23 protein-coding genes are annotated in these 18,584 nt (G+C 36.7%); 10 read left to right on the top strand and 13 right to left on the bottom strand.

The genetic code is table 11. From position 1 onward, the window contains the following. Positions 1 to 41: 41 nt before the first annotated feature. Positions 42 to 605, bottom strand: coding sequence for a helix-turn-helix domain-containing protein (locus tag EFY79_RS00430; protein ID WP_123118698.1), 564 nt, complete (start codon positions 603 to 605; stop codon positions 42 to 44). Between the two features lie 159 nt (positions 606 to 764). Between EFY79_RS00430 and mtaB the strand changes: the two genes are divergently transcribed. The 4 genes from mtaB (at position 765) to EFY79_RS00415 (ending at position 3,439) form a co-directional block, all read left to right on the top strand. Beyond that, the gene (mtaB, locus tag EFY79_RS00425) at positions 765 to 2,036 is read left to right on the top strand and encodes a tRNA (N(6)-L-threonylcarbamoyladenosine(37)-C(2))-methylthiotransferase MtaB (protein WP_123118697.1); all 1,272 of its coding nucleotides are present in this window, start codon (positions 765 to 767) and stop codon (positions 2,034 to 2,036) included. A 57-nt stretch (positions 2,037 to 2,093) separates the two neighbouring features. After that, positions 2,094 to 2,216, top strand: coding sequence for a hypothetical protein (locus EFY79_RS21840; RefSeq protein ID WP_262683264.1), 123 nt, complete (start codon positions 2,094 to 2,096; stop codon positions 2,214 to 2,216). A gap of 293 nt (positions 2,217 to 2,509) precedes the next feature. Next, positions 2,510 to 3,082, top strand: a complete 573-nt coding sequence (locus EFY79_RS00420; protein WP_123118696.1) for a DUF4136 domain-containing protein — start codon at positions 2,510 to 2,512, stop codon at positions 3,080 to 3,082. Between the two features lie 75 nt (positions 3,083 to 3,157). Continuing rightward, positions 3,158 to 3,439 (top strand): hypothetical protein, encoded by a 282-nt coding sequence (locus tag EFY79_RS00415; protein WP_148041813.1) that lies wholly within the window; start codon positions 3,158 to 3,160, stop codon positions 3,437 to 3,439. A 4-nt stretch (positions 3,440 to 3,443) separates the two neighbouring features. Here EFY79_RS00415 and EFY79_RS00410 read toward each other — a convergent pair whose 3' ends face one another. The 7 genes from EFY79_RS00410 to EFY79_RS00380 all read right to left on the bottom strand — a co-directional run bounded on the left by EFY79_RS00410 (position 3,444) and on the right by EFY79_RS00380 (position 9,416). Next, on the bottom strand, positions 3,444 to 4,988 hold the full coding sequence (locus tag EFY79_RS00410) for a PAS domain S-box protein (RefSeq protein WP_158605111.1): 1,545 nt from the start codon (positions 4,986 to 4,988) through the stop codon (positions 3,444 to 3,446). A 245-nt stretch (positions 4,989 to 5,233) separates the two neighbouring features. After that, on the bottom strand, positions 5,234 to 5,674 hold the full coding sequence (locus tag EFY79_RS00405) for a single-stranded DNA-binding protein (RefSeq protein ID WP_123118693.1): 441 nt from the start codon (positions 5,672 to 5,674) through the stop codon (positions 5,234 to 5,236). 93 nt (positions 5,675 to 5,767) lie between these two features. Next, positions 5,768 to 6,523: an XRE family transcriptional regulator gene (locus EFY79_RS00400; protein ID WP_123118692.1), complete on the bottom strand. Its 756-nt coding sequence runs from the start codon at positions 6,521 to 6,523 to the stop codon at positions 5,768 to 5,770. A 114-nt stretch (positions 6,524 to 6,637) separates the two neighbouring features. After that, positions 6,638 to 6,991 (bottom strand): response regulator, encoded by a 354-nt coding sequence (locus EFY79_RS00395; RefSeq protein WP_123118691.1) that lies wholly within the window; start codon positions 6,989 to 6,991, stop codon positions 6,638 to 6,640. Positions 6,992 to 7,347: 356 nt separating this feature from the next. After that, positions 7,348 to 7,815 carry a 30S ribosomal protein S7 gene (rpsG, locus tag EFY79_RS00390; protein ID WP_123118690.1) on the bottom strand — a complete coding sequence of 156 codons (468 nt, stop codon included), beginning with the start codon at positions 7,813 to 7,815 and terminating at the stop codon, positions 7,348 to 7,350. A 53-nt stretch (positions 7,816 to 7,868) separates the two neighbouring features. After that, complete coding sequence (gene rpsL, locus EFY79_RS00385) at positions 7,869 to 8,249, bottom strand: 30S ribosomal protein S12 (RefSeq protein WP_123118689.1); 381 nt, start codon at positions 8,247 to 8,249, stop codon at positions 7,869 to 7,871. Positions 8,250 to 8,354: 105 nt separating this feature from the next. Further along, entirely contained in the window at positions 8,355 to 9,416 is a 1,062-nt protein-coding gene (locus EFY79_RS00380; RefSeq protein WP_123118688.1) for a branched-chain amino acid aminotransferase, read from the bottom strand. 11 nt (positions 9,417 to 9,427) lie between these two features. On the opposite strand from EFY79_RS00380, the gene EFY79_RS00375 reads away from it, so the two are divergent. The 5 genes from EFY79_RS00375 to EFY79_RS00355 are packed head-to-tail and all read left to right on the top strand — an operon-like array spanning position 9,428 to position 12,199. Next, entirely contained in the window at positions 9,428 to 9,961 is a 534-nt protein-coding gene (locus tag EFY79_RS00375; protein ID WP_123118687.1) for a hypothetical protein, read from the top strand. 1 nt (position 9,962) lies between these two features. Beyond that, positions 9,963 to 10,544: an RdgB/HAM1 family non-canonical purine NTP pyrophosphatase gene (rdgB, locus tag EFY79_RS00370; RefSeq protein WP_123118686.1), complete on the top strand. Its 582-nt coding sequence runs from the start codon at positions 9,963 to 9,965 to the stop codon at positions 10,542 to 10,544. Positions 10,545 to 10,578: 34 nt separating this feature from the next. Beyond that, positions 10,579 to 11,154 (top strand): RNA polymerase sigma factor, encoded by a 576-nt coding sequence (locus tag EFY79_RS00365; RefSeq protein WP_123118685.1) that lies wholly within the window; start codon positions 10,579 to 10,581, stop codon positions 11,152 to 11,154. Between the two features lie 21 nt (positions 11,155 to 11,175). After that, on the top strand, positions 11,176 to 11,754 hold the full coding sequence (locus EFY79_RS00360; RefSeq protein WP_123118684.1) for a hypothetical protein: 579 nt from the start codon (positions 11,176 to 11,178) through the stop codon (positions 11,752 to 11,754). A gap of 13 nt (positions 11,755 to 11,767) precedes the next feature. Continuing rightward, entirely contained in the window at positions 11,768 to 12,199 is a 432-nt protein-coding gene (locus EFY79_RS00355; protein ID WP_123119205.1) for an acyl-CoA thioesterase, read from the top strand. A 27-nt stretch (positions 12,200 to 12,226) separates the two neighbouring features. Here EFY79_RS00355 and EFY79_RS00350 read toward each other — a convergent pair whose 3' ends face one another. From EFY79_RS00350 to EFY79_RS00340, 3 genes are all read right to left on the bottom strand, one after another. After that, positions 12,227 to 12,973: a shikimate dehydrogenase family protein gene (locus EFY79_RS00350; protein WP_123118683.1), complete on the bottom strand. Its 747-nt coding sequence runs from the start codon at positions 12,971 to 12,973 to the stop codon at positions 12,227 to 12,229. Between the two features lie 39 nt (positions 12,974 to 13,012). Then, complete coding sequence (locus EFY79_RS00345) at positions 13,013 to 13,783, bottom strand: phosphosulfolactate synthase (RefSeq protein WP_123118682.1); 771 nt, start codon at positions 13,781 to 13,783, stop codon at positions 13,013 to 13,015. Positions 13,784 to 13,883: 100 nt separating this feature from the next. Further along, complete coding sequence (locus tag EFY79_RS00340; RefSeq protein WP_123118681.1) at positions 13,884 to 15,314, bottom strand: tetratricopeptide repeat protein; 1,431 nt, start codon at positions 15,312 to 15,314, stop codon at positions 13,884 to 13,886. Between the two features lie 148 nt (positions 15,315 to 15,462). Here EFY79_RS00340 and EFY79_RS00335 point away from each other — a divergent pair, with 148 nt between their 5' ends. Continuing rightward, on the top strand, positions 15,463 to 15,810 hold the full coding sequence (locus EFY79_RS00335; protein WP_123118680.1) for a hypothetical protein: 348 nt from the start codon (positions 15,463 to 15,465) through the stop codon (positions 15,808 to 15,810). A gap of 97 nt (positions 15,811 to 15,907) precedes the next feature. Here EFY79_RS00335 and EFY79_RS00330 read toward each other — a convergent pair whose 3' ends face one another. Both EFY79_RS00330 and yidC read right to left on the bottom strand, forming a co-directional pair. Then, complete coding sequence (locus EFY79_RS00330) at positions 15,908 to 16,564, bottom strand: DUF4412 domain-containing protein (protein ID WP_123118679.1); 657 nt, start codon at positions 16,562 to 16,564, stop codon at positions 15,908 to 15,910. 61 nt (positions 16,565 to 16,625) lie between these two features. Beyond that, a complete protein-coding gene (gene yidC, locus EFY79_RS00325; protein ID WP_233577890.1) occupies positions 16,626 to 18,476 on the bottom strand; it encodes a membrane protein insertase YidC in 1,851 nt (616 codons plus the stop codon). Positions 18,477 to 18,584 lie beyond the last annotated feature (108 nt).

The raw sequence follows: 18,584 nt of genomic DNA, 5'->3' as shown, positions 1-18,584 counted from the left end.
CCTTTTGGGAAAGATGTATATTATCCCGGAGAAAAATTAAGCTACACAATAGCGTCGATGGCTTTCCTGTGTGAACTTCCAAGGGATTTAAATTGGGTGGGCGTCATTCCGGTAAATTTTTTAAACTGCCCACTCAAATGTTGCGTGCTGCTATAGCCCAGTTGAAAAGCAATTTGACTTAAAGAAGATTCATCGTAGATAAGCAATTCTTTTACTTTTTCTATTTTTTGTAAAATAAAAAACTGCTCAATTGTAATGCCTTCTACTTCTGAAAATAATTTACTGAGAGAAGAATAATCTTTAAAAATCTTTTCTGAAAAAAATTGATGAATACTAAAATGCTCTTTGATATTTCCATTCTGCACCTCCTGGATTAAAAATGTTTTTATTTTTTCAATCAATTGCTGCTTTTGATTATCTAATAATTCAAATCCGACTTTTTGCAAATCCTGTGAAAATTTTTGTAACTGCTTTTTTCCTGGTGAGCACAGCAATTCAATCTCACCAAGCTGTACATATTTTGCCGGTAAATTATTTTCTTTCAAAATATTTTCCACGCTCATAATGCAGCGCGGGCACACCATATTTTTTATAAAAAGCTTCATTGCAATCTTCGAAATCTATAATAAGAATATTTCAGTGTTTTAATTAGCGTGGATGTAAATGATTTTTAAATTCACAAGGAAAATAAAAATCTTCGATATTTCATTGTTTACTGTCACAAGGTAAAAACTAAATAGGTATTGATTGATTAAATTTGCGACATGTCAAATGGGAGAACTGTAGCACTTCATACTTTGGGTTGTAAATTAAATTATTCTGAAACCTCGGCAGTAGAGCGCTTGCTGCAGAATGATGGCTTTACGACCAAAGACTTTACTGATAAGGCTGATGTGTATGTTATCAATACGTGTTCGGTAACCGAAAATGCTGACAAAGAATGCAGGCAACTGGTAAGAAGAGTGCAACGAAAGGCCCCGGAAGCTTTGGTGGTGATTATGGGATGCTATGCCCAGCTTAAGCCAAAAGAAATTGCCGAAATTCCAGGTGTGGATTTGGTATTAGGCGCTTCAGAAAAATTCAACATCACTTCCCATCTGAAAGATTTAACCCACGGCGACAGCGCAAAAATATGCAGTTGCGAAATTGAAGATATTGAAGGGTTCCATTCCTCCTTTTCATTAAACAGCAGAACCCGCACTTTTTTAAAAGTGCAGGATGGATGTGATTACAATTGTTCATTTTGCACTATCCCGATGGCGCGGGGCAAAAGCCGAAGCAATTCAACTGAAAATGTTTTGTCAGAAATAAAAAAAATTGCCGGGCAGGGAGTTAAAGAAATCGTTCTTACAGGCATTAACCTTGGCGATTTTGGCAAAGATGGTTCCGGGCAAAAAACAGGAGAAAATTTTTATTCATTATTACAAAAAATTGATGGCTTCGATGGCGTAAGCCGTTACCGGATTTCCTCTATCGAACCCAATTTATTAACTGAAGGAATTATAAACCTTGTGGCTCAGAGCCCGAAATTTATGCCGCATTTCCATATTCCTCTTCAAAGTGGCAGCAATAAAATTCTTGGATTGATGCGAAGAAGATACAGGAGGGAACTTTATGCTGAAAAGGTTCGCGTTATAAAAAGCCTGATCCCTGATTGTTGTATTGGTGTAGATGTAATCACAGGATTTCCGGGGGAAACAGATGAAGATTTTGAGGAAACAGTGGATTTCCTGAATTCATTAGACGTATCGTACTTTCATGTGTTCACTTATTCGGAAAGAGATAATACCCATGCTTTGTCTATCGCACCTGTTGTGCCGGTTCATACCCGCCACGAAAGAACAAAAATTTTGAGATCACTATCCTATAAAAAAATGCAGCAGTTTTCCCGCAGCCACGCAGGACAAACCAGGAAAGTTTTGTTTGAAGGCCAGAATAAAATTGGAATGATGGAAGGCTTTACTGATAATTATATAAAAATTTCTGTACCTTATAAAGAAGAGTGGACTAATAAAATTATAGAGTGGAAAATTTAGGTAAAAATCTGTTATCTTACATTTACATTATCAAATTATTCACAAAGACTATTTACAATGAACAAATTAGTACGAGGATTAATAGCTGCTTATGGCGCTAAAAAATTGGGCGGAGGATGCCTGGGAACAATCGTAGTGTTTTTCATTATTTATATGCTCTTAGGACATGTACATTGCTGACATTTTCTCTTATTTATTCCAATACTGTTTTTCAGCTTCATTTTGTCCATTTTTGCCGAATCATTTAAAATCTTTACGGGGCTTACGTTTGGAAAATTTGTAGAAATTATTTCCATGTAAAAATTTCAACTGCATTTTTTTCAGACAGTTTTAGTTTTTTAACAATTGGCGGTATGCCTTGACCTTAACGCTTTTTGTGGCGCGGAAGGCCAGCCTATTCACTCTGAAGTAGCGGTGGCACAATCTTTTATTGTTTTAACGTATTTAATCACACTTTATAAAAAAATACCACTATGAAAAAAACGATTCTATCCATTTTACCAGTCTTATTCTGCTTTGCTGTAAAATCACAAACCGTCACAGTTGGCGCAGACAAATCTTTTAGTGCCTCTCTCAATGATTATTCAACATATGCGTGGTCAAAGAATATCGATCAGATTCCTTCTGATGCGATATACGTCAATCCGACCGGGGTATACATATTTAATAATGAATCAGCGAGAAGTAAAATTAAAAATTCTATTGAATATGAATTGAGTGCAAAAGGCTATAAAAAAAATGAAAATAATCCCGATATGCTGGTTTTATTTACAGTTACAGAAAGACCGGGGACATTAAAAACCTATAATGGTTATCAGATGATAGATAATGGCCTGGATTCTGTAAGAACACCGGATAATGTGCAAAGAACCAAAATAGATGCAGGCACACTCATCATAAATATTATAGATGCGAAAACCGGTGTTGTAGCATGGCAGGGTTTTGCTTCCGGTATTTTAAAACCTGAAATGCTTTCAGATGAATCGCTGGTAAGACAAGCAGTGGCATCTATCTTTAGCAAATTTGATTTTAAGGCAAAAAGATAATTCATCCAACTAGTAATGCCTGGAACTACAGCAACCTGATTGTGTTCCAGGAATTACTTACTATAAAAAATTCTTATGAAGTATTTCAGGCCACTTTCGCCATCAATGATTCAAAAATTAAAAGATTGCCGCGAGTCTGAACAGGCTGGTGAAAATAAAAAACATTGCACAATGGAAGACATGAGTTATGCAGTAGCTCCATTATTTAAGAGAGGCTTGATTGAAATAAAAAAAGAACTGGTTGAAAATAAAATGTTGCATTGTATCCATCTAACGCAGGATGGGATTGATTATCTTGAAAAATTAAACATCTCAGATAAAAATGCTTTAAAAGAATCTGAAAATCAAACCAGCTAATTGTTTAAATTTTGCCTGCTTTTTCTCCTTTCAAACCAGGAAGAGTAAAGTGAAAAGTAGACCCCTCCCCAAACTTGCTTTCAACCCATATTTTTCCTTTATGACGCTTTATAATTTCTGAACAAATATATAAACCAACTCCTGATCCAGAAAACGAACTGGCGGAACCTCTCACTCTGAAAAAGCGAAGAAAAATATTCCTGATGTCTTTTTTCGGAATACCAATGCCTTCATCTTTAATATCTACCTGGATTTTATTTCCTGTAGCATTAGCGCTCACATAAATATCTCCCTGATTTGCCCTGCTGTATTTGATAGCGTTGTTTAAAATATTGATAATTACCTGCTCTATTTTTTCGCGATCAGCGCTTACCATTAATTTCTGGGGATTTCTATCAAAAAAGATTTTATGACGGCTTGTCGTTTGCTGAAGGTTTGCCACTTGCTCCGCAAGCAAATCATTCAAATCAAAAATTATCAGTTTTAGCTCAAGTTTGCCAGCTACAATTTTGGAAACGTCTAGCAGGTTTGTTATCAGTTCAGATAATTTATCAACCTGTTTCAACACTTTTTCTACGAAAACCACGTTATCTGTGCCTTTCATCATCTCAAGCATAATTTGAAGATTAGCCATAATAACCGTGAGAGGCGTTTTTAATTCATGGCTTGCCATCACCATAAATTCATCCTTGTATTTATTTAATTGCTGTAATCTCTTGGTATAGAAAGCACGTTGTTTTTCAGCCTCAATTCGCATAGAAATATCGCGGGCAATTTTGGAGGCGCCGATAATTTTCCCCCTGCTGTTTGTAATAGGGGATATAGTCAGGGAAATATTTCTTAATGTTCCATCTTTTGATTCTCTTATGGTTTCAAAATGATCAATTTTTTCTCCTCTTCTGAGGCTTTCAATGATTCGGGCTTCTTCATCCATCCGGTCTTTGGGAATAATCAGCGAAATATGTTTCCCTACTGCTTCTTCTTCTGTAAATCCAAACAACCGGGTCGCGGAAGCGTTCCAGCTTGTGATAATTCCATCCAGTGTTTTACTGATAATTGCATCATCGGAAGAATTAACGATAGCTGCCAGGATAGCCTGCTTTTCTTCCTGATTATTCCTTTCGGAAATATCCCGTAATATAGTGGCAGCAGCAACAATATTTCCTTCACTATTTGTAATGGGAGAAGCACTTAATAATACTAATTTTTCTGAGCCATCACGGCTGATTCTCTTGGCCTCAAGATTTTGAATTTTGCTGCCTTTAAGAATGTTTTCAATAAGGATATCTTCTTCAGCCAGACTATCTGGAGGAATAATTACGGAAATGTTCTTCCCAAGAACTTCGTTTTCTTCATACCCGAATAACCGGGTGGCCGCAGGATTCCAGCTAATGATGGTGCCCTCGAGCGTTTTACTGATAATTGCATCATTTGACGAATCCACAATAGCAGGCAACATCGGTATTTTTCGTTCTATTTTCTTTTCTTCCGGGGTAGAAAATGAATTTATTTTATCTTCCGCCTCCTTATCCCGATTTTGAAATTTCATCTGCAAAGCCCTTTTTGCTATAAAATTAATAAAACATGTTTTACTTCTACCTGTTCTGATCACTGTGCTGGCCCCTAACTCATAATCTACAATGCCGAAAGCTTCTGATACAGCCATTACAATGTAATCAAAAATAAAATAAGAAAAAGAGGTTTTTTGCCTGTTTACTGTAGATTTGATAAAAGCAGGCTGGGAACTAAAAAGCGGCTTACAAGGAAGCCGCTAACCAAATGAAAACCTAAACATTAAAAAGGAAGATCATCTGCAGGCTCATCCATCTCTTCTATTGCAGGACTTGTTTTCGAAGGTGATGATGTTTGGTAGTTACCAGAGGGATTTCCCATTGAATTTGAAGCGCCGCCTGATTCATTTTTACTTCCTAACAATTGAATCCTAAACACATTCATCTTTAAGGAAGCAGCATTTTGATTTTCCTTATTCAGGTAGCCTTCTGCTTCAGGATTTCCTTCTGCGTATACCAACTGGCCCTTTTTAAGGTATTGTGCTATGGCCGGCCTTTCTGTCCAATAAGCACATTTTACCCAGGTTGTTTTTTCAACCTGGTTTCCCTGCGAATCTTTATATTTTTCAGAATGCGCTACCGGAAAGTTGATTACGGTCCTTCCATTGACTTCATTTGTGGTACAATCGGATCCGAGATGACCTATAATTTGCAACTTAATCATGAGTTAAATTTTGATGTTAAACGATGTATTTAAAAAATTGAGTAAAGCGATGCATAATACTGAATAAATGCAATACAGCAAACTTATCGATAATTAATTCATTTTCTTTTTTAAAGAACTTACCTGGTCCTGCAAATTGCTCACGAGATTTACAAGAGCATCAACATCCCATCTCTGTTGTTGGGTTACTTTATTGATAATAGCCTGTGCGTGCCACATCTCAAGCACATCTGCTGCCTGAACCTGGTAAGGCTGAAAGGCCGGATTATCACTTATGAGCGTCAATTTATTTTTATTCTTATTATTTTTTACAACGCGCTTGTAAACAATACCCTCATTTTTGCTTACTACAATATATGCTACATTGTTTTTAACATTTTCGAGGTCTTCAACTCTTTCTCCGACGATCACACTTCCGCTCGGTGTTGGAAGCATACTGTCTCCAATAATTTCAAATGCACGATAACTGCCTCCGGACAGCATCGGAAGGGTGAAGGTGTTCAACTCATCAATAAATTCACTATCCGCATACCCGGCAAGGTAACCTGCGGCAGCTTTTACAGGAACAAAATGGATTACATTTCTATCCGCGCTCATCATTTTCATCTGCCTTCTTTTCGCAAGATAACTACTCCCCTGTGTTTCTGCCATATTTTGAAGCAAAAGCTCATCAAGCGAAACTTTAAATATTTCTCCAACGGTCTCCAAAACATCCAGTCTTGGATCTGCCCGTTCCTCTTCGTATGCTCCGAGCAATGACCTTTTAATTCCTAGTTTCGTTGAAAATTCCTGTTGTGTCCACCCACGCAATTTGCGAAGATATTTAAGGTTTTGGCCTGCCTGTGACATAAAGACTAATTTATTTAGGCCAAATATACTAATTAATTTAGTTTACAAAAATTATTTTTTTTAATGACATCAGTATGTGAAAAATCTGGGGAAAGGAATTGAATCAAATGATTTCTAAATCCATCTTTCCACCACCCCTAACAAGTCTTTTATTTGGAAAGGCTTTTCGATAAAATCATCAGCGCCGGCCTCTTTGGCCATTTTTCCAATTCCCGGGGTGGCAGAAACTATTATTACAGGAATATCTTTTGTGGTGTTTTGGCTTTTCAAAAACCTACAGACTTTTAAGCCATCCTGGCCACTCAATTGTCTATCGAGCACAAAAAGATCCGGGCGTTTGTAATTATTTTCAAGAATAGACAAACCTTCGCCAAGTATCTGTACGTCATAGCCCGCGCGTTCGAATATCAATCTGAAAATGTCCTGAACTCCTTCGTCATCATCAGTAATAAGAATTCGCTTTTTCATTTCATAGAGTTTTCAAAAATTCTGAATCAAAGAACATACCGTATTGCGGGTTAAAGAACTGCGCAGCCATTTTATAACTATAATAATAGAAGGCTTCACTGAAAATACAGTAAACCAACAAATAAATTTGATTTAAATTTTGCGGAATTTTCTGAAGGAAGTAATTAGTTGACCTATTTCCTAACTAGCTCTGTTGAATTTAAGAATAAATCTATAATAATATTTGGGGAGCATTCTACACAACAGCTTAAAAATTAACCACTACGGGAGCCAAGTTTATGTGCCTCTCAATAAATTTGTCAATAAAAAACCCTTTCCGTAGCGGAAGGGTAAATATTTTAGAAATTCTGCTGTACTTAAATTCTGAAATGAGCAAAAGCTTTATTCGCATCTGCCATACGATGAGTATCTTCTTTCTTTTTGTAAGCAGCGCCTTCTCCCTTGCTTGCTGCAATAATCTCATTCGCTAATTTCTCAGACATACTACGTCCATTTCTGTCGCGGCTGTATTTGATTAGCCATTTTATACTCAAAGAAACCTTTCTATCTGCCCTTACTTCTGAAGGTATTTGAAATGTGGCTCCTCCAATTCTGCGGCTTTTAACTTCTACACCAGGAGTAACATTTGCAAGCGCTTTTTTCCAAATCTCGTATCCGTCTTCACCTGTTGTTTTCGAAACTCTTTCCAACGCATCATAAAAAATACTGTAGGCGCCGCTTTTTTTGCCTTCCCACATTAAATTATTTACAAATCGGGTAACCAGCTTATCCTGAAATTTCGGATCGGGGGCTAATGGAAGTTTTTTTGCTTGTGCTTTACGCATTGTTATATTAAAATATTAATTCTTCTTGAATCAGGTTAATAATTTATTTGCTTTTACTTTTTGGCCTTTTCTTTTTTAGTTCCATATTTAGAACGGCTTTGCTTACGGTCTTTTACTCCGGCCGTATCCAGGCTGCCACGAACAATATGATAACGAACACCGGGAAGATCTTTCACCCTGCCTCCGCGAAGCAAAACAATTGAGTGTTCTTGTAAATTATGACCTTCTCCGGGTATATAGGCAATTACCTCAATTTTGTTTGTCAACCTTACTTTGGCCACTTTGCGCAAGGCGGAATTAGGCTTTTTGGGTGTAGTTGTGTACACTCTTGTGCAAACCCCTCTTCGTTGAGGACAGCTATCCAAAGCCCTTGATTTACTTTTGGCTCTTATTATTGTTCTTCCTTTTCTTACTAATTGTTGAATTGTAGGCATTATCTTTTACCTTGATTTTTTTGGACGGCAAAGGTAAGCGCCGGTTTGGTAAAAACCAAAATTATTTGAATAGTATAACAATTTCACAAGTTGTTGAAAATCTTATCAAACCTTCCAAAGCCAGCCATATTTATCTTCTGCTTTTCCTTCTTTTATGTCATTTAGCGTTCTGCCCACCTGGGGAGCAATTTTCCATTTTTCAGTTTCAAATGTCATTACAAAATCATTGTAACAAAGTTCTTTTACCATTGAAATTGTGGCGGCAGTTCCTGTACCGAAAACCTCGCTCAATTGGCCATTTTTATAAGCCGCGGTAATTTCATCGATATTAATCAATCTCTCCTCAACCTCGATGCCCATATCTTCTATCAATTGGATAACGCTGGCTCTTGTTACACCTGCCAGAATCGTATCTTCCAATGCCGGAGTAACTGCTTTATTATTCATGATAAAAAAAACATTCATGGTTCCACATTCCTGCACATATTTATGTTCAAAAGCATCCGTCCATAAAACCTGGTCATACCCTTTTCTCTTCGCTTCTTCCGTTGCATACATTGACGCTCCGTAGTTTCCGGCATTTTTTGCGAACCCAACTCCTCCCCTAACGGCTCGTACATATTTTTGTTCCACATAAATGCGCATTGGGGCGCTGTAATATGGGCCCGTAGGACTTAGGATTATAAGGAATTTGTAGCTGCTGCCAGGCTTAACACCAATTACATTATCGGTGGCAAACATGAACGGCCGGATATACAAGGAATGGTCCGGCCTGTGTGGTATCCATTCTTCATCAATTTTTACCAACTGTCTCATTCCTTCCATGAAAATATCTTCCGGTACATGCGGCATTTTCATTCTTTCTGCCGAAATATTGAATCTTGTAAAATTGTCAATTGGCCGGAAAATAAACGTTTCCCCTTCTTCATTTTTATAAGCCTTAATTCCCTCAAAAATTGACTGGCCATAGTGAATGGCCGCACATGCGGGATCAATGCTAATTGGCTGGTAAGGCTTGATTTCCAATTGCCCCCATTCTCCATTTTTATAATTTACCTCCAGCATGTGATCGGTAAAATATTTTCCAAATGGTAAATTATTTGCATCCAGCTCAGCAAGTTTGCTATTTTTTACTTTTGTGATTTTGATATCATCTGCGGCCGTCATTATCTTTAAATTTGCCACAAAGAAACGAAAAAAAGAAGGAGAAAAAATTTATGAGTTTGGATAATATTCAACTTTCTGATCAGATGTGCGCAATTTTATATCCTAATACTTTGACTGAGACAAAGGACAAAAAAAGCGAAGTAAAAATTGAAACAGACGACTCCATTGATAGCCTTGGGCAAAACAAAAGTCGAATATTATTTGTTGTTAATAATCCTGCTCATAAATTTTTGAGTGATGATGAAATGGACCTTTTGGCTAAGCTTTTAACCGCCTGTAATCTTTCAATGGCTGAGATTGCGCTGGTGAACTATCATTTTAATAAAAATAATTATCAGGAGTTTAACCGTCAGTTTGGCTCAAAAAAAATATTGATTTTTGGCGTTAAAAATACAGAGCTTGATTTACCGTTTGAAATACCTCATTTCCAGGTTCAACAATTTCAAAATCAATTATACCTGACAGCCCCTGGTTTCGAAACGTTTTTAAAAAATACTGGCTTGAAAAGACAATTGTGGGCAAGCCTTCAAAAATTATTTCTATAATATGAACACTATCATTTTCGCCACAAATAATGAAAATAAAGTTTCTGAAGTTAAAAGTATAGTTCTCGAAAAATTTGATATTATCTCACTCAAAGAGGCGGGAATCGAAATCGATATTGCGGAGCCATTTGACACGTTGGAAGAAAATGCAAAGGAAAAAGCGAAAGTAATTTATGAGCTTTCAAATCAGGATTGCTTTTCTGAAGATACTGGACTGGAAGTAAAGTCGCTGGACGGGGAACCGGGCGTAAAAAGCGCAAGATATGCAGGCGAAGCACGGTCGTTTGAAAATAATATTGACAAACTTTTAGGTAAATTAGCCGACACAACAGACCGGCTGGCAAGATTTAGAACAGTCATTTGTTTGATGTATAAAGGAAAGACAGTATTTTTTGAAGGAATCTGCCAGGGCAGCATCGTTGCGGAACGACGGGGAAGTGCCGGCTTTGGATACGATTCGGTTTTTGTTCCAGACGGATCTATAAAAACCTTTGCTGAAATGGCGATGGCTGAAAAAAACAGTTTTAGCCACAGAAAAAAAGCGATTGAAAAGCTAACTGATTATTTATTAAGTAGTTCATGAATTAAAATCTGATATTTCGAAAAACCTATAAAATTTGATTACCCGAGGCAACCATACTCCCTCAGAAAGCGACTTAATAAAAGGATGCATAGAAGGAAATCCGGAAATGCAAAAGTTGCTGTATGACAGATTTTCTTCAAAAATGTACGGTGTGTGCCTTCGTTACACTGAAAATACGGAAGATGCAAATGATGTGATGCAGGAGGGTTTTATTAAAGTTTATAAAAGTCTGCCAAAATTCAGAGGTGAAGGCTCGTTTGAAGGATGGATAAGGCGTATATTTATCAACACTTCAATTGAACATTTTAGAAAAAAAGTGAAATTGTATAACGTGAATGAAGTTCATGAAAACACGATTGAAGATGTAGCACTTGATGCGCTGGATTCTTTGGCTACCAAAGATATTCTGAGCATTATAAATGAATTATCGCCGGGATATAAGCAGGTTTTCAATATGCATGTGGTGGAAGGATATTCACACAAGGAGATTGCAGATATGTTGGGGATTACCGAAGGCACCAGTAAATCTCAATTGGCAAGGGCTAAAGGAGCCCTTAAAAAAATTATTGAATCGGGGACTGGCGCATTAAAAAATAAGGAAAAAAAGTAAGCCAATTTATATTTAACAATAATGCAAAACTTTAAAAATAAATTGTACGATTTTGAAGTGACTCCTCCTGAAAATATTTGGAGCGATATCAGTAAAGATTTGGCCGGTAATAAAATCATCAAAATAACGGATAGAAAAAAATCAAAAAGTTTATATTACCTGGCAATAGCAGCAGCATCTTTAGTAATTATTTTCTTGGGTTCGTTATTCTTCAAACATAATTCTCCCTCGTCCGAGAACTCTACGACCACTGTTTCTAATAAAATAATGAGAGATTCAATGGCATTGAATCATAGAATTCTGGAATCTATTATACACAGCCCTAAAGAAAAGCATGAGATAGTTTTGAACGATTTACAATCACCGGATATTCCCAAAAAATATATCACTGTGGCAGGCCCGGAGGGGCAGCCGGTAAAGATTTCACCAAAAGCAGCCACCCTGATTATCGCAGCCAATAATGACTTCCCACCAAAACCTACATGGAGCAAAAAAGTAGATAAATGGCAAAAAATAATGCTGAGCAGCACAATATCTCCCACCTTTGCTGGCATCGCCGATCTTGTGGTTGATGCTTCCAATATGGAAAAGCTGCAATAATAATTTTCTAATTATGCCACGCATAAGAATTAATTTACCAGAACAACGGTTGGATTCTTTTATTATTCCTGTCAGAATCACTGATTTAAATTATGGCAACCATGTAAGTAATAATGCCATAGTTGAAATAATCCACGAAGCGCGGTTCAAATTTTTTCAGGAATTTGGATTTACTGAACTCAATGCAGGCGGTATTGCACTTATTATGAGCGACCTTTCGGTGGAATTTAAGAATGAATGTTTTTATGGCGATTTGCTGGAGGTCGAACTCTATGCAGGAGAAATATCGCGTGTCGGATTTGAATTGTTTTATAAAATTTTTTCTAAGAGAAACGGAAATATTATCCTTATTGCATTGGCGAAGACCACAATGGTTGGTTTCGATTACGAAGACAAAAAAGTGAAGGCTCTTCCTGCACTACTTAAAAATATCCTCGCAAGTTGAGAATAAAAATCTTCACTGTTTATTGCTTTACTGGTCAGCTTCATTCCATATTTTCCAGCTTTCTTCGGCCTGGATAGCTAACATTTTTGAACCATTTTCAATAGTTGCGCCATTCTTTTCTGCAAGCGAAAGAAATAGGGTTTTAGAAGGATTATATACGAGGTCAAAAAAATAATGTTCGCTCGTAACAAACTCATAAGGCAAGGATGGGCATTCATTTATATTTGGGAAAGTACCGAGCGGAGTAGTATTTATAAAAATCTGAAATTCTTTCATTGTATTTGCGGTAATGTCACCATAGGAAATTACAGAATCCGCACTTTTTTTACTTCTGGATGCTTTTACAAAATCAATATTCAATTTTTGTAAAACAAAGGCAACCGCATGTGAAGCTCCGCCCGTACCTAAAATGATTGCCTTTTGATGAATGGGTTTTAAATGAGGTGAAAAAGATTTTTCAAACCCCGTGATATCGGTATTAAACCCTTTCCATTCGCCATTTTTTATTTTGATACAATTACAGGCATTGATTTGGCTGCATTCGTCAGATAACTTGTCAAGAAAAGAAAGAATATCAGTTTTATAAGGAATGGTGACGTTGAGGCCTTGTAATGTGGAATTTTTTTTTAAGAAGGGTATTTCGATATTAAGCTCGTGAATTTCAAAATTGCGATATTCGCAATTTTCGATATTTTCTTTTCTGAATTTTTCAGAGAAATATTTTTCAGAAAATGAATGGCCTAATGAACGGCCAATTAAGCCGTAAGTTTTCATTATAAATTTTTAAATGCTGCAAAGCACAGCGTTGTGATTTTAAGCAGATTCTTTTTCCAGGTATAAATGGAAGGTATCACCGCGTAATCCAACACGCATTGCTTCAAGCGGAATAATTTCTGATGGCGCAATATTTCCCAGATTAGCGTTACATCCTACCAGCTCAAGAAAATAAAGCTGCTGTGCTTTTTGAGGCGCTTCCCAAAGAATTTTTTCCGCAGGAATTTTCGTTAAAATTTCATTTACCAAGCCCTGACGAACCTCGCCACTATCACGATATAAACCGACGTTTCCGGCTTCCCTGGCCTCAGCAATGACATAAGAAGCTCCGGCTTCTAATTCAGCGCTCATTTGTTCAATCCATTTGTAAGGAGGCATAATGTTAGTGGCGTCTTTACTTCCAACTTCGCTGAGCACAGTTCCATATTTAGTAAGCTTTTCAATATATCCACACTTTTCGGTATGAGGAATTGTAATTGAGCCGTCGCTGACTTCCATGTGTGTAACCTTAAAATCGTTGCATAATGCGAGATAGTCGTTAAACTGATTTCTTACGAGGAATGCTTCAAATAGGGTTCCTCCAAAATAAACGGGAATATTAAATGATTGATACAATTCAATTTTCTCGCGCAAATGTGGCGTTACATAGGCAGTTCCAAATCCTAATTTAATAATATCAATATGAGGGCCTGCAGCGCTGATCAAATTTTTCGCTTCTTCAAGGCTCAGCCCCTTGTCCATGATCATTGTAATTCCAAATTTCCTCGGTTTTTCAACTCTTTTAGGAATTTGATTTAAGTTAAAATTCATTTTTCAATTTTGAGATTCGCAAATATAGTTTGGCGAGCGCAAAGATGTAAAAAAAACTTAAAACCCCTTGATAATAAATCTTTTAAAAATCCGTGCAACATTATTTTTTGGCTGATTTACGCGGCTTTTTATAAGAGCTGATAATTTCAACTATTGAGGGATGTTGCAGCAGAGAAGGGTTCAATTCGATAAAGTATTTAACAGAGGACGGTGACTGTTTCATAGCTAGTTCAAGCTGCAATAAAGCTTCTTTGGACTTCCCTATCTCAAAAAGAACCGCTGATTTATAAAAAATAAACAACGGCTTGTTTTCAGTATTTTTTTGAGCATTGATTATTTGTTCCAGAGCTTCTTCAAAATATTCCGCATCGTAAAGGCATTTAATAAGTTCCTTCCAGCCCTTTACATTTCGCGGTCTCGCTTTAATAAACTGAGTGAAATGGATTACAGCCTCCTTAATTCTTTTAATTTCTATATAGCAGAGCGCAAGAGAAAAATGAAATTCTGGATGAGACTTATTGATGCTCATTGCGCTTTCAAGATTTTTAATAGCACTTTCCCAGTAGCCTTCCTGCATATAAGTGCCAGCTATTTTATAATAATAACGGCTTTCAGCAGAATTTAGATGAACGGCTTTTTTGTAGTGAAACCTTGCCTGGGCAGGATTCTTCAATTTTTCATAGCAATAGCCAATTGCTTCATAAATAACCTCTTCAGGCATTGACAATTCCAATACTTTTTGAAGTGACTCTATTGCTTCGCGGTATTTCCTAAGCCGTAAATAAGCATCGCCCAAATTGCGATAAGCATAATCGAATTTTTCATCTATGGCGATCGCATATAAATAGGCATCTATAGCTTTTTCATACAATTTCAACCCCTGGAAAGCCGTACCCAGATTAAACCATGCTAAATGGGAATAAGGAAATTCATCAATAATTTTTTCGTGAATTTTAATGCTTTCTTCATTTTTACCGGTATAGTCGGCCCAAAAACAAATTTTATAAAGTGCCTCTTCATTGGTGGGATCCTGTTCCAGGATCATTTGAAGACAGCTAAAAACCCGGTCAAAATCTTCGTAATCATCATATACATCTGCTAATTCAAAAAGAAGTTCTATTTTATCCTCACCTGAAAAATTATTAATGGCTTCTTCAAGCAGTTGAGCTGCCTTTTGCTGATAATCCAGTGCCAGGTAAGCATCTGTTTTCAGAATATAAATGTTGATGTCAGTGCTATCTAAAATTTCGGCTTTTTGAAGCAAATCAAGAGCCTCATGATAATTTTGTGTAGCGATTAATATATCTGCCTTTTTCACAAAAAGAGAAGCTGAATATGGAAACTGGTCAATGGCAAAATTCGCGGCTTCCAGTGCGGATAATAAGTTATCATTTTCATCAAAATAAGAAATCAGCCGCTGGAACGATTCTTCCTCTATAAAAGTAAATCTTTTCCCGTTTTTAAAGTTATTATACTGTCGTAATAATTCCCGGATCTCTTCTTTCTCATCCTGGTTCTCATTTTCTTTCATAAATATTTGACTTATGACTACAAAGTACCAATATTTTTTAAAATAAATTTCACAATTTTACGTTTCTCTCATATAGGTAAAAATTATGACGAACGGCTTTTAATTCTCATAATAGTTTCTTAATTTTGTAATAAATCAATAAATCACAATGTTAAAATATTCCAGAATAGTATCAGTCGCAGTGCTTGTTTGCGGAATATGTCTGTTTGCTTTCGCGGACAGGGGTGGTTTTGTGAAAAAAAATAAAGCCCGGCTCAATATTGAAACCAATGGTAACCTGAAAAATTCAATTCCCTTTAATTTAAAATCAGGGCTGAGCTACCGCGGCAGCTTTTTCACTAATTCCCAAAAAATAGGAAATACTATGGTCAGCGATGCCTATATTTCTTATAAGAAAGGAAACACCATTTATATTTTGCCTTACAAGCAAAAAGTACTTATTCCTCAATTCACTCAGGAAGAAGGTTATAAACTTATTTTAAGGAGCAGGAGATAACATTTAAATTATCATATACTTCACGGGCCTGCAAAGATTTGCAGGCTTTTTTTGCTGCCTATAAAAACAACCATTTGATGCAGATTAAAAAGGCACCTTAAGATTTCTGCTTTGTTTCATCGTAGGTGAGCACACGGTATCCTGAGGTGGGTATCTCAAACTCTGATGCGGAGATGGGATTATAACTGATTGATGCCAGCGTAAATTTTAATTTTAGCTTAGATGTTTGCATTTCATATTGAACTGGCAATCCTGGCAGAGTCTTAAACTGTGCATCGTAGGATTTGTTTGCCAGGTTTACATCCGTAGTATAATAAACAGTAAAGCTCTCTCCGTTTTTCAATTTGGCAATCGCTTTTTTACAGGTAAAGCCTGCTATTTTTTGGGTTTCGCCTGTATTTTGAAAAACAATCCCTTCATATTTACTGTTGTTTTGCGCCCAATTGGCAGCGGTAAGCGTTATCATAAGCTTTTGCCCGCTATAGTCTTTTAAAATCACCCCAGTACCACCTTCTGCATCGTAAATGGTGGCCTCTTTTCCCAAACTGCTTACTAATTCAGTTTTACTTTTATTGCCTTTCAAATAAATAGTGGTGGTGGCTCCATCAAACATATCGGCGATTTTCGGTTCGCCACTTCCGGTCTCAACAGACATGTTATACACCAGAGTGGCTTCTGTCAAAGTTTTTTGGCCGATTGAAGAAGTGGAAATAAATACCAGTGAAAGAACAAATACAATAAATTTCAATTTCATACCTAGACTGATTTAAATAAAATCAATCATAAAGATAGAATTATCCAAATAATAGTTGCACTTACCTTTTCTTTTTTAGTGCGTCGCTCTTTTCTTTCATGGATTTGAGTTTTGCGTTGGACTGCTGCATCGCGTTTACCCTCTCCTGCCATTTGCTTTGGGCAGCAGGTTTCTTCTTATTTTCCTGCAGCTTCGCCATTATTTTATCATGATCGATAATATATTTTTGAATTACAAATTGAATAAGAAGAGTAATCACATTTGAAACAGTATAATACCACGTAAGCGCGGCGGGCATCCTGTTAAATACTCCTATCAAAACCACCGGGAAAATATAGGGAATATATTTCATTACAGGATTGCTGTTATCCTGCATATTGCTCATGCCATATACCGAAATAAGCATGCTTGTAACAGCAGCCGTTATAGTAAATAAACTTACGTGGCTACCGTAAAACGGAATACTGAAAGAAAGATTAACTATAGAATCGTAGGTGGATAAATCCTTCGCCCATAAAAAACTTTGATGCCGGAGCGCTATATTGGAATTGAAGAAATCGTACAGTGCAAAAAAGATGGGAACCTGAAACAAAGCCGGAATGCAACCACCGAGCGGGTTTACGCCGGCGCTTTTGAATAATTTCATTTGTTCCATGCCAAACGCCTGTTTGTCATCTTTAAATTTCGTTTTTAATTGCTCTATTTCAGGCTTCAATAATTTCATCTTCGCGCCACTTAAATAGCTTTGATAAGTAAGTGGCGAAATTAATAGCCGGATAATTATAGTTAATAAGGCTATTACAAGACCATAGCTCGCAATTTTGCTTGAAAGAAAATTAAAAACCGGCATAATAAATCCACGATTTATATATTTAACAAATGCAAGAATTCCACTACCAAGCGGAACCATATTATACATTTGGTTGCCATAGGATTTAAGAATTTTATAATCGCTCGGGCCATAAAATAATTGCAAAGGAATTACCGCGTCTTTTGCAGAAGAAATATCCAGCTTAAGCACGGCTGACGCTTCTGCAATAACATGTTTGCTGGTATCCTCAGGCGATTTCCAGCTAATTTCCCCGGAATTAAATTTGTTTTTTGCAACAATAGCTGCCGCAAAAAATTGCTGGTTGAGAGCAAGCCATTCCACAGGCTGGTCAAATTTCTGGCTGTCATCTTTTCCTTTTACAATATGCTGAAAATCGTAATCCCCGTTTTCAACATAAGAAATATGAGATTGTTGCGTTTCCCATTCAATATCTTTTTCTTTTTTAGTGGCTTTTGCTTTCCATAATAAATTCACTATATTATTTGGCACAAGTTGGTTAGCGCCATCCAACTTAATATTAAAGCCCAGCATATAATCATCAGGTTTAATTATATATTGATGCTCAATGGACTGTCCGCCGCTTGTTTGGACAGTGAAATTAATTACCTGGCTACTGTCGGCAGCTACCTGAACGGCTGAGGGCGTAAAAAGAAGATCTGAGGTCTGAACGGTTTGGTTACCCGTTTGCACAGCATAAGAAATATCATTAAAACTTCCATCCTGCAATATCAGCGGCCTTCCATCAAAAGTTTTAAAATTTTTAATTAGTATTTCCTTGGGCTGGCCGCCTTTATTCGTAAATGTAATTTTCAGCACTTTATTTTCTACAGTCAGCAATTGTTCTTTGCCCGTTGAATCCTGTTTAAAAGCTGAAGCGAGGGTATCTTTTTTTGCCGTGATGGAATCGTTGATTGCCTTCATCCTGGCTGCCGTATCTATTTTAGGCTTTAATCTGTTTATAGAGTCTTGGATATGCTTCTGTTGTTGTTCAGCGGCCATCTGCCCCTTTTGAGAATAAAAAAAATATCCAAAAAATAAAAGAGCCAGCAATACAAAACCTATTACCGTATTTCTATCCATACCCAATTTAAATTAGTGTGCAAATGTAAGCAAAACTGCACGAGAGCGTTTTTTGAATGATTACTATTAAATAAAAAAGCCCCCTTATTAAAAGAGGGCATTTCCTTC

This window comes from Hanamia caeni (genome assembly GCF_003721595.1).
Lineage (GTDB): Bacteria > Bacteroidota > Bacteroidia > Chitinophagales > Chitinophagaceae > Ginsengibacter > Ginsengibacter caeni.
The sequence above is the reverse complement of the archived record's forward strand: the minus strand, read 5'-3'. Positions and strand labels throughout refer to the sequence as shown.